Origin of the sequence: Deinococcus pimensis DSM 21231, assembly GCF_000519345.1 — a bacterium.
Classification (GTDB): Bacteria; Deinococcota; Deinococci; order Deinococcales; family Deinococcaceae; genus Deinococcus_A; species Deinococcus_A pimensis.
Genome location: NZ_KI912652.1, coordinates 36,145 through 50,493 on the forward strand (window position 1 = coordinate 36,145; position 14,349 = coordinate 50,493).

Below are 14,349 nucleotides of genomic sequence, written 5' to 3' on the forward strand. Positions count from 1 at the left end.
CGAGAATGCGGACGCCCACGCCCGCGCGCCGCGCGAAGGCTGTCACGACGCCCACGCCCGCCTCGTCGAGGGGACGCGCCACGACGACCGCGCCCTCTGCCTCGCAGGTGTCGTCCACGAGGCGCACCTCGCCACGCAGCGTCGTCGCGAACTCGGCGAGGGCGAACGGATTGAAGGGCAGCGCGGTCTCGTTCCTTCGGTTCATGTGGGCCTCCCGTCCCACGGGCTCGTCACGCGTTCCCGCGTCGTCCCGTGGAGTGAGGGAAGCGTACGGCGCGCGCCGTGACCGGACCATGATGAGAACGGACGGCACGTTCGAACCATGAAAAACGGCCCCTCAATAGGTGGGGCCGTGCAGATGGTACGTCAGTGAGGTGATGATGTCGGGCGGCGCGTTTCCGCTGACCTCATTGAAGCTCATGCGCCCCGCGGCACCGTGAGCCCGTCATGACCGCGTCTTCAGGTTCGAGCGCCGTCCGGTCGCTCATGTCGGGATCATCACGAACGAGCGCGTCTCACGCGTGTAAAACACCGCACTTCGATGGGGTCGTCTCCTCAATATTGAAGGGTATGCTCAAGACGCGCTCCAGTGTCTTAATGCTTGCTCATAGGTCGAGTCAGGCTGGACCTCCTACCCTGAGAATCAAATGGATGCGCAGTCCCGAATTCTCCTGGACAACCTGTATCGCCACGTGTTCGTCACGTTCCAGGCCCTCACGCGGCTCCAGACGACCGACCGCGCGGCGCGCGACCTCGCGCTGAGGAGACTCGACGCCATCCACGAAGCCCTCGAAACCCTCCTGATCACCCAGTGGCCTCACGGGCCGCACCTGACCCAGGACCTGCAGGCGCTGCACGCGCGCCTCGACGCGGTCGACGCCGACCTCTCCCGGCTCGGACGGCGTCCCCGCGCGGAGCTGGCGACCGCCCTATAACGCCACGGGTTCCCGCTCCTCCCGGCGCCACGCGGCCACCGTGTCCCGCGCGTACTGCGCGTGCGTTCGCGGCTCGCGCTCCAGCAGGAATTCCGTCTGACGCAGCTCCCGCGGCGTCACCTTCGCGGCGTAGCGGCCCAGCAGACGGTACGACTTCTGGAAGTCGAGCGCCTTGCGGCCCCCGTACGCGGCGTCCAGCAACGCGTCCGTGACGTGGATGTCGGGCGCGTGGCGCACCTCGCGGCCCAGCGCTGCCGCCCAGTTCGCCGCGGATTGCTCCCCGCTCAGCGCCTCCGGCCCCGTCAGGGCGTACGCGCCGGACGGCACGGAGAAGTCCAGCAGTGCCCGCGCGGCCGCGTCGCCCACGTCGCGCGTGTCCACCCGCGTGATGCCCCGCAGCGGCAGCGGGTACGTCCCCGAGAGCAGCTGCTCTCGGCACAGGTCGTCGTTCTGGTAGTAGTTGCCGGGGATCAGCACCACCGGGTCCGCCCGGCAGGTCCGCACCCGCTCCGCGAGGCGGAACTTGCCCCGGTAGTGCGGCATCAGCAGCGCGTACAGGGCGCGTGACAGGGCGCGCGCCGCGCGGGTGCGGCCGTCGGCGTGCACGCCCGCGAACACCAGCCGGACGCCCTCGCGCTCGCAGGCACCCACGAAGGTCTCCGAGAGGCGCTCGTCCTGCGCGTCGTGCGGCGACACGTAGAACGCGGCGCGTGCGCCCCGCACGGCCCGCGCGACCGCCGCCTCGTCCTCCAGCGAGCCCACCACCCGCTCCACCCGCGCGGGCAGCGCGGCCACCTTCGCGGGACTCCGCACGAACACCCGCACGTCCGCGCCGCGCTCCAGCAGGGCGCGCACCACCTCCGAACCGATCGCGCCCGTCGCGCCCACCACGAGGACGGGACCGAGCGTGCGCGCGCGAACGGAAAGCCTGGGTTGCCTGAAATCGGCGTTCTTCATCCTGTTCCTCCCCGGTGCGGGCGGCGGCCCGCGCTGACCGCACCGTAGGAAAGACAGGGTGATCGAGGCGTGATCGAGGCGTCCTCACCTCGTGCAGTCGAGCCTCACGCGTACGCTCGGGTCGGGGACGGCGAACTTCACCCCGACGTAGTCCGGGATCTTCGGGTCCATCTGCACGAGGAACTTCGTCGGTCGCGGCGCGCCCTCCACGGGCGTGCCCCGCTCGAACGAGTAGTTGATCGTGAACGTCATGACGCCGCCCGGCACGAGCTCCTTGCTCCACGCCTTGAGGATGTCGTTCTGGTCGACCTTCAGCGTGTTGCCGTCCGGGAGCACCAGCGCGAAGCGCGTGAAGGGGTCCGATCCGAACCCGGCGCTCATCATGCTGAGGTTCTTGTTCGTGCCGTTGCGCACCTCGACGTTCACGACCCAGCCGGGAATGTCCGGGCTTCCCGCGTCGGGCAGGCGGATCGGTGTGACCGACACCACCCGGAAGCGCCAGACGCCGTTGAAGAACGTCTGCCCGAGGCAGCCCTCGAGCGCCGTGACCTGATTCGCGCCGCCCTGGGCGGCGGTCCTCGCCGCGCCCGTCGAGAGCGTCAGGGTCGCGCCCTTCGTGGTGGCGTTCACGCCGAGGGCCCTGAGCGCCGCCACCGGCACGTACGTCTTCCCGTCCACCACGATGGCCTTCTCGGACGACACCTCACCGTTCACGACGAGGCTGAGCCGGGTGGTCGCGGCCAGCGCGACCGTCCCGAGCGCCACGAGCGCCAACAGCAGCTTCCTCTTCACATCCGCCTCCTTCTCACGTCCGGTCAGTTGATCCGGGCGACGTAGTACGTGCACCGCCCCGTCCAGACGGTCTGGCTCTTGTCCCTCGACGCGTCGGGCGCGTGGACGGTCACCGCGACGCGGCAGGGTCCGGTCGTCGAGAGCGAGTTGCCCCACGGGAACAGGTCGAAGGTCGCGCTGGTCGAGCCCGCGTTGCCGTACAGGACCCGCTCTCCCGCGTCCTCCGTGACGAACAGCGTCCAGTCGTACCGGAGCGCCTCACCGGACGGATTCTGGACCGTGACCTGCGCGAAGTACCGCTGCGGCTGGGCGCCGGTCAGTGTGCAGCCCTTCTCGCGCAGGTCGATGGTGGCGCCCGTGCCCACCGGGGCCGCCCCGCAGATGAAGCCGTTCCCGAGCGGCACGAACTGCCGGGAGGACACCCCTCCTCCGGAGATGACCGGGTAGGGATCGACGGGCGGCGGCTGCACGCTCAGCGTGAACGTCTGGTTCGCCGGGGCGCCCTCGCCGTCACTCGTGGAGATCCGCACCGCCCGGTTCCCGGTCGTGCCGAAGGTGACGCTCACCTGGCAGCCCGTGGCGGGCGACACCACGTCCGGCGCGTCCACCGACCACGTCGTGCGCGCGCACAGGCCCGCCGCGTCGGACTCGTTCGGATCGGTGATCACGGCCGTCAGCGGGAACGCGACACCCTGCGCGGGCGAACCCGTCACGGGCAGCGAGATGGCGGGCGGCGTGTTCACGACGTTCACGGTGAAGCTCGCCGTCGCCTCGCGCGAGCCGTACCGCGCGACGAGCGTCAGCACCCGCGCGCCCACGCTGCCGAAGGTGGACTTCAGGGTGGAGCCGAACAGCGCGGTCCGGTCGGTGCTCCACGGCCCGTCGAGCAGGACGCCGTCCCGGTCGGACGTGACGCGCAGGTTGACGCTGCGCGCGACGGGATGCGACACGAGGAAGGCCGAGGTGAGGTCCTTCTCGACCCGCAGGTCCGCCGTGACCGTGCCTGTCCGGATCTGCACCACGGGCGGGTCCGAGCCGCCCGGCGTGGCCTGCTCGCGCGTCCACGCGTCGCTGCGGCGCGCGTCGAAGTTCAGGACGCTGAGGGAGTTGAAGAGGCCGCTCACGTAGTCGGCGGGCACGTAGTAGAAGCCGCCGTCCCCGTTGGCGCAGCCCCAGGAGTTCTTCACGATGAAGTACCCGCCGCCCCCGACGTTCGGCGTGACGCCCACGCTCGTCAGGTCCTGGTTGCTGAGGAACCCCACGATCTGCACCGCGTGCCCGCCGTACGACCCGTCGACCTCCTTGCCCGCCGCGTCGAGCCGGGTGCGGGCGTAGTTGCTGACCACGCCGTTGGCCCCCACGTCGTCCATGAAGCCCTTGTAGACCGGGAAGCTCGCGAGCAGCACGTACCCCTGCCAGAGGTAGCGGCGCAGCCGGTTGAGGTCGAAGCGGTCGCCGTTCTTCCAGACCTGCAGGGTCGTGCTGGACGTCACGCCCGCCCCCGTGTACGTGACGCGCACGAAGCTGCAGAACGTCGCGATCAGGACGGTGGTGCAGCGCTGACGGCTCTGGTGCGCCGTGTCCGAGCAGGTGCCCGTGTAGCCGCTGCAGGTGTTCGCGTACGCGGCGGCGTCACCGTCGGGAACGTTCGGTCGGCTGCTCGCCGGGTTGTACGTCCAGCCGCTCTCGCTCGGGAAGACCTGCCCACGCGCGGCGGCCGTGTCGAGCGCCCGCTCGCTCCAGTAGCCGTCGGTGTAGTCGCTGGCGTCCCAGTCCTGCTTGACCTTGTTGACGAGGAACTGCTCCGACAGGTCGACCCGGTTGTCGTTCTGCACGCGCTCCCGGCTCTCCAGCGCGCCGATCGCGGTGAAGGCCCAGCAGGTGCCCCGTCCCGCCTGATTCTTGACGGGACTGACGAAGTTCTTGAGGGGGAACCAGTACCGCGCCACGAGGTTCGTGGGCGTGCAGGTTCCGTTGTTGTCCGTGCCGTTGCCCGGGGCGATGGCCTGGGGGGCCACGGCGCGAGCTTCGAGCCGGGCCGGCCCGAGGCTCACGGGTGCGGAGCCCAGCAGCGTGTCGAGCTGCGCGAGGGCGGCGCGCACGGCCTCCAGGGACTGCCCCTGCAGGCTCTCGGGCGTGGGCGCCTGCGGACGGAGAGCGTCGGGCAGCAGCGTGTAGCTGAGCCGGTAGTCCGCGAGCGCGTTGCCGACGTCCCGCGATCGCCGCTCGGTCTCCACGGCGTCCCGGACCTCGGTGCCCGCTCCGAACAGGACGATCGTCTGCCCGTCGGGAACCCGAACGGGACGTTCGCCCTCGTACTGCGTGATGGACGACGTGTCGGACAGGAGCGCCCTGAGGCCCGGCGACGGGTTGGTCACGGCCTCCAGCTCGGCGCGGTCGGTCCGGTACTGCTGCTCGCGCGCCGCCTTCCGCGCGGCGACGGCGGCCGTGCTGGTCAGCGTGTCCTCGCCGCTGGCGATGCCACGCGCGAACTCGTCGGCGCCGACCTGCTCCGCGCCCGGCGGCAAGGGGTCCTTCCAGGCATTGGCCTCCGTGAACAGGTCGGGCGGCGGGGTCGGCGCGGACGGCGAACCGCCGCACGCGGCCAGCAGGAGCACGAGCGGAATCGACAGCAGGCACCGGCTCATGGTGTTCCTCCCACGGGCAGCGGGAGAGGGCACGCCGCCCGGAGATCGGCACGGCGCTCCTGGCGACGCGTCGATCTCCCGGACCCGACTCGCGGGTCCTGAACGTCGTTCGCCGCGCGGCGCGGCCTCGGTGGGTGTCCTGTCGCGGTGCCGTCGCTGTCCACAAGACGCGGGCACGAAGGAAGCGGAACATTCTCATCGTTTCAGCCCCGTGAGACACGCGAGCTTGAGCGTCCTTCAGGGAGGTTGGGCGTCTCCTCATCCGGCGGGAAGACACGAACGCGGGAACCCCGCCGTGAGGCGGGGTTCCCTGGCTGGCTGGGGCACGTGGATTCGAACCACGATTGACGGTTCCAAAGACCGCTGTCCTGCCGTTAGACGATGCCCCACCGCTGGAGGGCAGGCTCCTGCCGTGCGAAGCTCGACTTCAGTCTACCGCCCGGGACGTGACACGAAGCCCGGGTTCTCACGGGCACTGGAAGTATAGCCGCGCCCCCCGGGGTGGTCAAGAAACGGCGGGCGGGCCATCGGGAACGAGGCGCGTGCCCGCTTCCCCCCGCGCCGCCAGGGCCAGCACGCCCGCCTTCATGCCGCTCGCGATCACCGCGAAGGGCGCGCCCTGATCCAGCGCCTCCAGCGCGGCGTTCACCTTCGGGATCATGCCGCCCGCGATCCAGCCTTCCCGCATGCCCTCGCGCGCCTCGCGCGCCGTGAGGGTCGGCAGGAGGCTCGCGGGGTCCGGGTACGCGCGGTACACGCCGTCCACGTCCGTGAGGAACACGACGCCCTCACGCATCGCGCCCGCCACGGCGCCCGCCGCGAGGTCCGCGTTCACGTTGAGGGCGTTGCCGTCCTCGTCCACGGCGACGCAGCCCACCACGGGCGTCACGCCCACCCCGATCAGCGTCCGCAGCAGGTCTGCGCCGACGCGTGTCACGCGGCCGACGCGGCCCAGCGCGGGATCGAGGACCTCCCCGACGAGCAGCTGCCCGTCGCGGCCCATCAGGCCGACGGCTGCCCCCACGTCCTGAGCGAGTTCCTTGTTGAGCTTCGCGAGCGCCATCTCCACGACGTCCATCGCTCCGGGCGGCGTGACCCGCAACCCTTCGCGGAACTCGCTCGTCAGGCCGCGCTCCGCGAGCGCCGCCTCGATGACGGGTCCGCCGCCGTGCACCACCACGACGGGCATCTCCTCCCGGAGCGCCGCGATCTCCCGCGCGACGGCGCGCCGCAACTCCAGCGACTTCATGGCGTTGCCGCCGTACTTGACGATCATGGTGTCAAGCTTACGACCTGCGCCGGGTGATCGGCGCAGGTCGCTTCGGGATGTCCTCACCCGGCCTCGTACGGACCGGGACTTCTGGCTGGGGCAGTGGCGCGTCTCTACACGCTTGGAAGTGGCCGTCCGCGTCTGGCGTCGTACGCTCGCGGACGGCCGCTCGCTTCTGCCTGGAGCGGTGACGCGTCTCTACGAGAGCTTGTTCCTGAAGTCCTCGTACCCGAACTCGCGCACCACGCGGTAACGGCCGTCCTCGCCGAGGATGCCGATGTCGGGGTGCTTCACGCCGTTGAAGAACGTCGTCTTCACCATCGTGTAGTGGATCATGTCGTCGAACACGACGCGGTCCCCGGGCCTGAGGGGCGCGTCGAAGCTGTACTCGCCGACCACGTCGCCCGACAGGCAGGTCGTGCCGCCCAGCAGATACGTGCGCGCTCGCTCGCCCGCCTCGCCCGCGCCGAGGATGTTCGGGCGGTACGGCATCTCCAGCACGTCCGGCATGTGCGCGCTGACGCTCACGTCGAGGATCGCGATGTCCTTCTCGTTGCGGATGACGTCCAGCACGCTCGACACCAGCCAGCCGGTCTGCCAGCCGAAGGCGCTGCCGGGCTCCAGGATCACGTCCACGTCCCACTTCTCGCGGAAGTTCCGCACGATCCGCACGAGCCGATCGATGTCGTAGCCCTCGCGGGTCATGAGGTGCCCGCCGCCGAAGTTCACCCAGCGCATCCGCGGCAGGAACTCGCCGAACTTCTCCTCGAAGACTTCCAGGACGCGCTCCAGCGTGTCGCTGTCGTTCTCGCAGAGGGTGTGGAAGTGCAGGCCGTCCACGCCGTCGAGGAGGTCCTCGCGGAACTCCGCGCGGGTCACGCCGAGCCGCGAGAAGGGCATGCTGGGGTTGTACAGGGCCGTTCCGACCTCGGCGTACTCGGGGTTCACGCGGATCGCCACCCCGACCTCGCGGCCCGCCGCGCGAGCCGCCTGCACCTGCGGCCTGAAGCGCTCCCACTGCGAGAAGGAGTTGAAGGTGATGTGATGCGCGAGCTCCAGCAGACGCGGGAAGTCCTCGTCGCTGTAGGCGGGCGCGTACACGTGCACCTCGCCGCGCATCTCCCGCGAAGCCAGGAGCGCCTCGTTCAGGCTGCTGGCCGTCGCGCCGGGCACGTACTGACGCACCAGATCGAAGCTGCTCCACGTCGCGAAGCCCTTGAAGGCCACGATGACGCTCGCGCCGGACTCTTCCGAGACGCGTTTGATCAGTTCGAGGTTGCGGCGCAGGCGGCCCTCGTCGAGGACGAAGGCGGGGCTGGGAATGCTCTGCCAGTCGATGCTCTCGACAGGACGGACAGGGGTACGGGCGACAGTCACGTCCCCCAGAATACGCCGCCGCGCGGGGTGCCTTCGTGTCCCCGAAACACTTCGCCCGCACGAAAAGAGCGCCCACCACGAGAGGTGGGCGCTTGAGAGGAGGGGGCGTCGGCGTGTCTCTACAACTTATTTGACCAGTTCGATGCCCGCCAGTTCGTCCACGGGGAGGCCCCAGCGGTTCATCGCCGCGACGAAGGGATCCGGGTCGAACTCCTCGACGTTGTACACGCCGGGCTTCATCCAGTCGCCGCGCAGCATCAGCATCGCGCCGATCATGGCGGGCACGCCCGTCGTGTAGCTCACCGCCTGCGCCTGCACCTCGCGGTACGTCTCGGCGTGATCGCAGACGTTGTACACGAAGTGCACCTTCTCCCTGCCGTCCTTGCCGATTCCCTTGGCCTGCACGCCGATGCAGGTCTGGCCGGTGTAGTTCTCGGCGAGGGATTCGGGCGCGGGCAGCACCGCCTTGAGGAACTCCAGCGGGATGACCTTCTGCCCGCGGAAGTCGATCGGTTCGATGGAGGTCATGCCGACCGCTTCGAGCACGCTGAGGTGCTTGATGTACGCCTCGCCGAAGGTCATCCAGAAGCGTGCGCGCCTGATGGTGGGGAAGTTCTTGACGAGGCTTTCGAGCTCCTCGTGGTAGAGCACGAAGCTCTTGCGGGTCTGGACCTTCGGGTAGTAGATGTCCTGGCTGATCTCCAGCGGCTGCGTTTCGACCCAGTCGCCGTTCTCCCAGTAGCGGCCGTTCGCGGTGATCTCACGGATGTTGATCTCCGGGTTGAAGTTCGTCGCGAAGGCCTTGCCGTGGTTGCCGTTGTTGCAGTCCACGATGTCGAGGTACTGGATCTCCTGGAAGTGATGCTTGGCGTGGTGGGCCGTGAAGACGTTCGTGGCGCCCGGGTCGAAGCCGCAGCCGAGGAGCGCCATGAGGCCCGCCTCGCGGAAGCGGTCCTGGTACGCCCACTGCCACGAGTACTCGAACTTCGCGACGTCGCGCGGCTCGTAGTTGGCGGTGTCGAGGTAGTGCACGCCCGTCTCCAGGCAGGCGTCCATGATGGTGAGGTCCTGGTAGGGGAGGGCCACGTTGATCACCATGGCCGGGGCGTACTCGCGGATGAGGGCGGCGAGCTGGGGCACGTCGTCCGCGTCGACCTGCGCGGTCGTCACGACCGTGCGGCTCCGCGGGAAGGTGACCTTGATCTCCTCGGCGATCTTGTCGCACTTCGCCTTCGTGCGGCTCGCGATCATGATCTCCGTGAACACCTCGTCGTTCTGGGCGCACTTCTTGGCGACGACGTTGCCCACGCCGCCCGCGCCGATGATCATCACTCGACTCATGGCTTCCTTGGTATCACACCAACACCCACAGAGACGTGACGACGGCGCAGGATTGAGGACCGGACCGCTCCGGTCCGTACGCCGCCAAAAGCTCGACGGCCACCCCAACGTCCACCGAGACGCCTGAGCGGCCCACACATGAGCACCGGACCGCTCCGGTCCGTACGCAGCCAAACGCGGACGGCCACACCCGAGAACACAGACACGTGATGACGGCCCGGCCCCGAGGACCGGGCCGTGAAGGGGCGGCCTCAGATCTTGGAGAGTTTGGCGCCGACGGTCAGGGCGGTGGTGCTGTGCACGGGTTTGGCGTACCACTCCATGACGGGGCGCGCGTCGATGGCGAAGGTGAAGCCGTGCCGCTGCCAGAAGCGCGCGGCGCGTTCGTTGCTGCCGAGGACGCTCGCGAGGAGTCTGCGCGTTCCGGCGGGCAGGTGCTCCTCGAAGTGCTGCAGGGTCTTGCCGCCGTACCCCTGGGACTGGTGGGGTCCGGCGATGAGGAGCAGGTTGATGGTGATGTCGCCGCGCGCGGGGTAGTGCAGCTTGTAGTCGAGGCAGCCGATGAGCTGGGGACCGTCGTAGAGCAGTTCGAGGCGGCGGCGCGGGTCGCGCAGCGCGAGCTCCACCTCGCGGGCCACCTCGTGGGGACTGGGGATGGGCGTGCCGAGCGTCGCGAAGTACTGCGGCGTGGAGGCGTACAGGTCGTGCAGTCGGTGAGCGTGGTGCGGCGCCATCGGTTGGGTATCGAGCACGCGATTCTCCTCACTCCCTGCGGAACTCCCGGTGCTTTGGCCCCGGCCTTGGTCGGGGCGTGGGTGACGCCTGGGTTCCCGTTCTGCCCACAGTATAGGGAAGGTGCTCGGGGAGCGTGTGGGGGTTTCCTTATGGCCAGTTTACGCGTCGTGGACGCTGTCCGCGTGGAAACGCCACCACGGGCGCCGGGAGGGCCCGCGTGGACGGCGCGTGGGCGCGGCGACGATGCGGCCTCGACGTATCTGCTAGCCTCGCCGGGATGACGAGGGGACGTGGCTTCTACCGCGCGGCGCTCGCCCGGAGGGGCGCGGTGCTCGCGCCGATGGCGGGCTACACGGACGCGCCGTTCCGTCAGCTCGCGACGGAGCAGGGCGCGCTGTGGACGGTCAGCGAGATGATGAGCGCGCAGGGCGTGCTGGGCGCGCGGGAGGGCCGTCCCGACCCGACGCTGGACCTGGGGCGGCCCTTCGTGGGGGAGCGAGACCGGGTGGTGCAGCTCTTCGGTGCGGACCCGGACGTGGTGGCCGAGGCGGCGGCGCGGGTGGAGGCGCTGTACGCGCCCGCCGCGATCGACCTGAACCTGGGGTGCCCGGTGCCGAAGGTGCGTGGGCGCGGAGGGAGCTGCCTCTTGCAGACGCCGGGCGTGGCGTACGCGATCGTGAGCGCGATGCGGCGGGCGGTGTCGTGCGACGTGAGCGCGAAGATCCGCCTCGGCTGGGACGCGGACGTCAGCGTGGACGTGGCGCTGGGGCTCGAGGCGGCGGGCGCGGACCTCGTGGTGGTGCATGGACGCACCGCGGCGCAGCGCTACACGGGCGAGGCGGACTGGGAGGCGGTGGCGCGCGTCGCGGCGAGCGTGCGGGTGCCGGTGGTGGGCAGCGGGGACGTCGTGTCGGCGGCGGACGTGCACGCGCGGCGGACGCTGGGCGTGGCGGGCGTGATGGTGGGGCGCGGCGCGGTCGGCAACCCCTGGCTCTTCCGGGAAGCGGCGGGCGGCGAGGGGGCGGGTCACGCGGACCGCGTGGCGGGCGCGCTGCGGCACGCGCGGCTCTTCCTGGACTTCTACGGGCCGGGCGCGTCCCTGCGTCCGCTGCGCAAGGTGCTGCCCCTGTACTTCCCGCACCGTCCGGAGTGGCGTGAGGCGCTCGTGCGGGTGGAGACGCTGGACGACCTCGCGCGGATCGTGGGCGAGGCGGACAGCGTGGGGAGCGCCGCCTGAGCGGTCGGACGTCACACATCGCATGAGGAAAGCTTGAGGGTAAGCTGAGGACGTTCGACCTCGCGTCCTCGTTCCCTGGAGGTTTCTCATGAAGCAAGCCCTGCGTTTCTCCCTTCTGGCCGTCACGGTCGCCTCGCTCGCCTCGTGCGGGAGCGTCGTCGGCAACCTCATTCCCGCCCAGACGGTGGAGATGAACTCGCTCAGCGGCAAGTCGCTCGCGGCGGACGCGCCCTTCACGACCGTTCAGCGGGTCGGCACGAGCATCTCGTACAGCACGCCGACCGGCGCGGCGTTCGACGATTTCGCGTTCCCCAGCCTGCCCCTGAACGTCAAGCCGACCGGCATCGAACTCAAGGCGACCTTCGCGAGCGCTTCCCTGCCGGGCTGCGTCACCGCTCCGAACACCATCACCCTGAAGCTCGACTCCTTCGCCGTCAGCGTGCAGAACGAGGGCGACGCCGCGTCCCGCGTCGAGATCAGCGAGGGCGTCGACGCCTCCATGACGCTCACCCGCGTGGGCTCGTCCTCCGAATACGCCATCAGCGGTGGCGACGTGTCGGTGAGCTCCGACTCGGCCGCGAAGACCCTCGCGGCCATCGGCGTCCTCACGAAGAACGGCGGCGCCAACACGCCCAACGTCGCGAGCGCCCGCGCGGTCGTCTCGTCCGGGGAGAACGGCCTGTTCGGCTGCTCCGTCGTGTTCACGCTCGGCAAGGTCGAGGCGGTCCTCTCCGACTTCCGCTGAGCTCCGGAGCGGGGGAGGGACGGGAGGTTCGGTTCCCGTCCCTCCCCCCGCTTTGCGTAGAATCCCCGCATGGCCGTCACCGTCGAAGGCAGGACCGCGATCTTCACCCCGCCCGCGGGCGCCACCGCGCTCGTCGGGGACTTCACCGACTGGAAACGCCGCGCCGCGATCCCCGTGACGGGCGCGCCCCTGCGTGTCGAGCTGCCGCGCGACAGCTGGACGGAGTACGCCTGGCTCGGCGTGGACGGCGAGCCCTTCGCCGACCCCGACAACGACCGGAAGAGCCTCAACCCGTGGTGGTCGTACCCGCGCGCGGTGGAGGTCGGCACGTACGCCCGCCACCCCCTGTGGGACCTGCCGATGCCGCCCGTGGTGGGCCACACGCACCGCCTCGCGTGGCAGGGCGGGGTCTTTCCGGGCACGCGGCGGGCGTACGTACACACCCCGGCGGGGTACGACCCGTCCGTCACGTACCCGGTGTTCCTCGTGCAGGACGGCGTGGCGTTCTTCCGCACGGGTCGCCTCGGGGAACTGCTCGATCGCGCGGTCGCGGCGGGACTCGTCCGGCCCGCCGTGCTGGTGTTCGTGGAGCCCGGCGACCGCACGGTGGAGTACTACCTCAACGACGCGTACCTCGACTTCCTCCTCGCGGAGGTGCTGCCGCGCGTCGAGGCGGACTTCTCCGTCTCGCGCGAGGCGGCGGGGCGCGGGCTGTGGGGCGCGTCGCTGGGCGGTCTGATCAGCCTGTACCTCGGGGCGTCGCGCCCGGACCTCTTCTCGGCGGTGGTGACGCACTCGGGCGCGTTCATCGCGCACCCGGACCTGCGGGACGTCGCGGACACCGTGCGGGCAGGGGAGTGGTTGCGCGAGTCGGTGGAGGCCGCGTCGCCCGCGCACCTGCGGGTCAGCCTCGACTGCGGCGTGACGGAGTGGCTGCTGCCCCCGAACCGGCGCATGGCGGGCGCCCTCGCGGACGCGGGCGTGCGGCACCAGTACCGGGAGTACGCCAGCGGGCACAACTGGGTGACGTGGCGCGCGGCCCTGCCGGAGGCGCTGCTGTACGTCCTCGGTGAGGACGCGCCGAACCTCTCATAAACCGGGGGCGCTCAGCCTGAACAATACGTGAAGATGCCCCGACCGAAGAACACCGCCGTGACCGCACGCGTCCTGGCCGCCCTGCTGGCGATCTCGCTCGCGGGCAGCGCAAGAGGAGCTCCCGTGACCAACGTCCTGCCGTCCGTCCCGTCGCTCGTCCGCTCCACCCCCACCGAGTTCCGTCTCGGGCGAGCCTCGGGCGTCACAACCGGCGACACGCTGCGCCTCTCCCCGGAAGCGCCCGCCGCGAACGGCGTGCGGACCGGCACGCTGGAGTCCGCCGTCGTCATGACGAGCGCGCCCTTCACGGAACTGCTGCCCTCCTGGAACGCCGTCACACCCGAGGGAACCTGGGTGAGCCTGGAGGTCCGTGCCGAGATCGGCGGGCGCTGGACGCGCTACTACTCGTACGGCACGTGGTTCAGCTGGGACGCCCCGGCGGGCGGGCCGCGCCGTGCGAGCGTGGACGGTCAGAGCGACGCGGACGCGAAGGTCCTCACGGACGTCGTGCGGTTCAATCGGTCCGCCACGCGCTACCAGTACCGCCTGCGGCTCAGCAGCAGCAGGGCGGGCGTCTCGCCCGAGGTGAGCCTCGTGACCTTCACCGCGACCTCGCCCACGAAGGTGGCGACGGGCGGCGCCCAGCGGGCCGCGTGGGGGCGCGTGCTGAACGTGCCCGCGCGCTCGCAGATGGTCTTCCCGGAAGGGGAGGGCTGGTGCTCGCCCACCTCGGTGAGCATGGTCCTCGCGTACTGGGGCCACGACGTGACCGTGCCCGAGGCGGCGCGCGGCACGTACGACGCGCAGTACGAGGGCACCGGCAACTGGGCCTTCAACGCGGCCTTCGCCGCGTCGCGCGGCTTCACGGCGTACGCGACGCGGCTCGGCGGGCTCGCGGACGTGGAGCGCCACATCCTCGCGGGCGTGCCGGTCGTGATGAGCCTCGGCTGGGGCGCGGGCGAGCTCCCGAACGCGCCCATCCCGAAGTCCGAGGGGCACCTCATCGTCATCGTGGGCTTCGACGCGCGCGGCAACGTCGTCGTGAACGACCCGGCGGGCCGCACGGACGCCGAGGTGCGCCGCGTCTACGACCGCGCCACGCTCGAGAAGCTGTGGCTGACGCACTCGGGCGGCACGGTCTACGTGATCACGCGCGGGTGAGGTGAAAGAAGGCGGGGGCGCCGTGACGCCCCCGCCTTCCCGTTCTTCACTCCCCG

Annotated in this window: 13 protein-coding genes and 1 tRNA gene; 5 read left to right on the forward strand and 9 right to left on the reverse strand. The window is 70.4% G+C overall.

Annotated features, from left to right (window positions below; all coding sequences use genetic code 11):
* The coding region (locus DEIPI_RS39960) for a hypothetical protein (RefSeq protein ID WP_045234372.1) at positions 1-205 on the reverse strand (205 nt) is incomplete at its 3' end.
* A 442-nt stretch (positions 206-647) separates the two neighbouring features.
* On the opposite strand from DEIPI_RS39960, the gene DEIPI_RS0114455 reads away from it, so the two are divergent.
* Complete coding sequence (locus tag DEIPI_RS0114455; RefSeq protein WP_027482228.1) at positions 648-935, forward strand: hypothetical protein; 288 nt, start codon at positions 648-650, stop codon at positions 933-935.
* Here the strand turns inward: DEIPI_RS0114455 and DEIPI_RS0114460 are convergent.
* The 8 genes from DEIPI_RS0114460 to DEIPI_RS0114495 all read right to left on the reverse strand — a co-directional run bounded on the left by DEIPI_RS0114460 (position 930) and on the right by DEIPI_RS0114495 (position 10,072).
* A complete protein-coding gene (locus DEIPI_RS0114460) occupies positions 930-1,892 on the reverse strand; it encodes an NAD(P)H-binding protein (protein WP_027482229.1) in 963 nt (320 codons plus the stop codon). The two genes, DEIPI_RS0114455 and DEIPI_RS0114460, sit on opposite strands and share 6 nt — an antisense overlap.
* An 84-nt stretch (positions 1,893-1,976) precedes the next feature.
* Positions 1,977-2,684 (reverse strand): hypothetical protein, encoded by a 708-nt coding sequence (locus DEIPI_RS0114465; RefSeq protein WP_027482230.1) that lies wholly within the window; start codon positions 2,682-2,684, stop codon positions 1,977-1,979.
* A gap of 23 nt (positions 2,685-2,707) precedes the next feature.
* The gene (locus DEIPI_RS35600) at positions 2,708-5,332 is read right to left on the reverse strand and encodes a C1 family peptidase (protein ID WP_052351742.1); all 2,625 of its coding nucleotides are present in this window, start codon (positions 5,330-5,332) and stop codon (positions 2,708-2,710) included.
* Between the two features lie 315 nt (positions 5,333-5,647).
* Positions 5,648-5,721 (reverse strand) — tRNA-Gln (locus DEIPI_RS0114475).
* A 116-nt stretch (positions 5,722-5,837) separates the two neighbouring features.
* On the reverse strand, positions 5,838-6,608 hold the full coding sequence (gene argB / locus DEIPI_RS0114480) for an acetylglutamate kinase (protein ID WP_027482231.1): 771 nt from the start codon (positions 6,606-6,608) through the stop codon (positions 5,838-5,840).
* Positions 6,609-6,800: 192 nt separating this feature from the next.
* Complete coding sequence (nspC, locus tag DEIPI_RS0114485; protein WP_027482232.1) at positions 6,801-7,979, reverse strand: carboxynorspermidine decarboxylase; 1,179 nt, start codon at positions 7,977-7,979, stop codon at positions 6,801-6,803.
* Between the two features lie 126 nt (positions 7,980-8,105).
* Positions 8,106-9,320, reverse strand: coding sequence for a saccharopine dehydrogenase family protein (locus DEIPI_RS0114490; RefSeq protein WP_027482233.1), 1,215 nt, complete (start codon positions 9,318-9,320; stop codon positions 8,106-8,108).
* Between the two features lie 251 nt (positions 9,321-9,571).
* A complete protein-coding gene (locus tag DEIPI_RS0114495; RefSeq protein WP_027482234.1) occupies positions 9,572-10,072 on the reverse strand; it encodes a GNAT family N-acetyltransferase in 501 nt (166 codons plus the stop codon).
* Between the two features lie 260 nt (positions 10,073-10,332).
* On the opposite strand from DEIPI_RS0114495, the gene DEIPI_RS0114500 reads away from it, so the two are divergent.
* The 4 genes from DEIPI_RS0114500 (at position 10,333) to DEIPI_RS0114515 (ending at position 14,293) form a co-directional block, all read left to right on the forward strand.
* The gene (locus DEIPI_RS0114500) at positions 10,333-11,292 is read left to right on the forward strand and encodes a tRNA dihydrouridine synthase (protein WP_027482235.1); all 960 of its coding nucleotides are present in this window, start codon (positions 10,333-10,335) and stop codon (positions 11,290-11,292) included.
* Between the two features lie 88 nt (positions 11,293-11,380).
* A complete protein-coding gene (locus DEIPI_RS0114505) occupies positions 11,381-12,037 on the forward strand; it encodes a hypothetical protein (protein ID WP_027482236.1) in 657 nt (218 codons plus the stop codon).
* 69 nt (positions 12,038-12,106) lie between these two features.
* Entirely contained in the window at positions 12,107-13,132 is a 1,026-nt protein-coding gene (locus DEIPI_RS0114510) for an alpha/beta hydrolase (protein WP_027482237.1), read from the forward strand.
* Between the two features lie 33 nt (positions 13,133-13,165).
* On the forward strand, positions 13,166-14,293 hold the full coding sequence (locus tag DEIPI_RS0114515; protein ID WP_045234384.1) for a peptidase C39 family protein: 1,128 nt from the start codon (positions 13,166-13,168) through the stop codon (positions 14,291-14,293).
* Positions 14,294-14,349 lie beyond the last annotated feature (56 nt).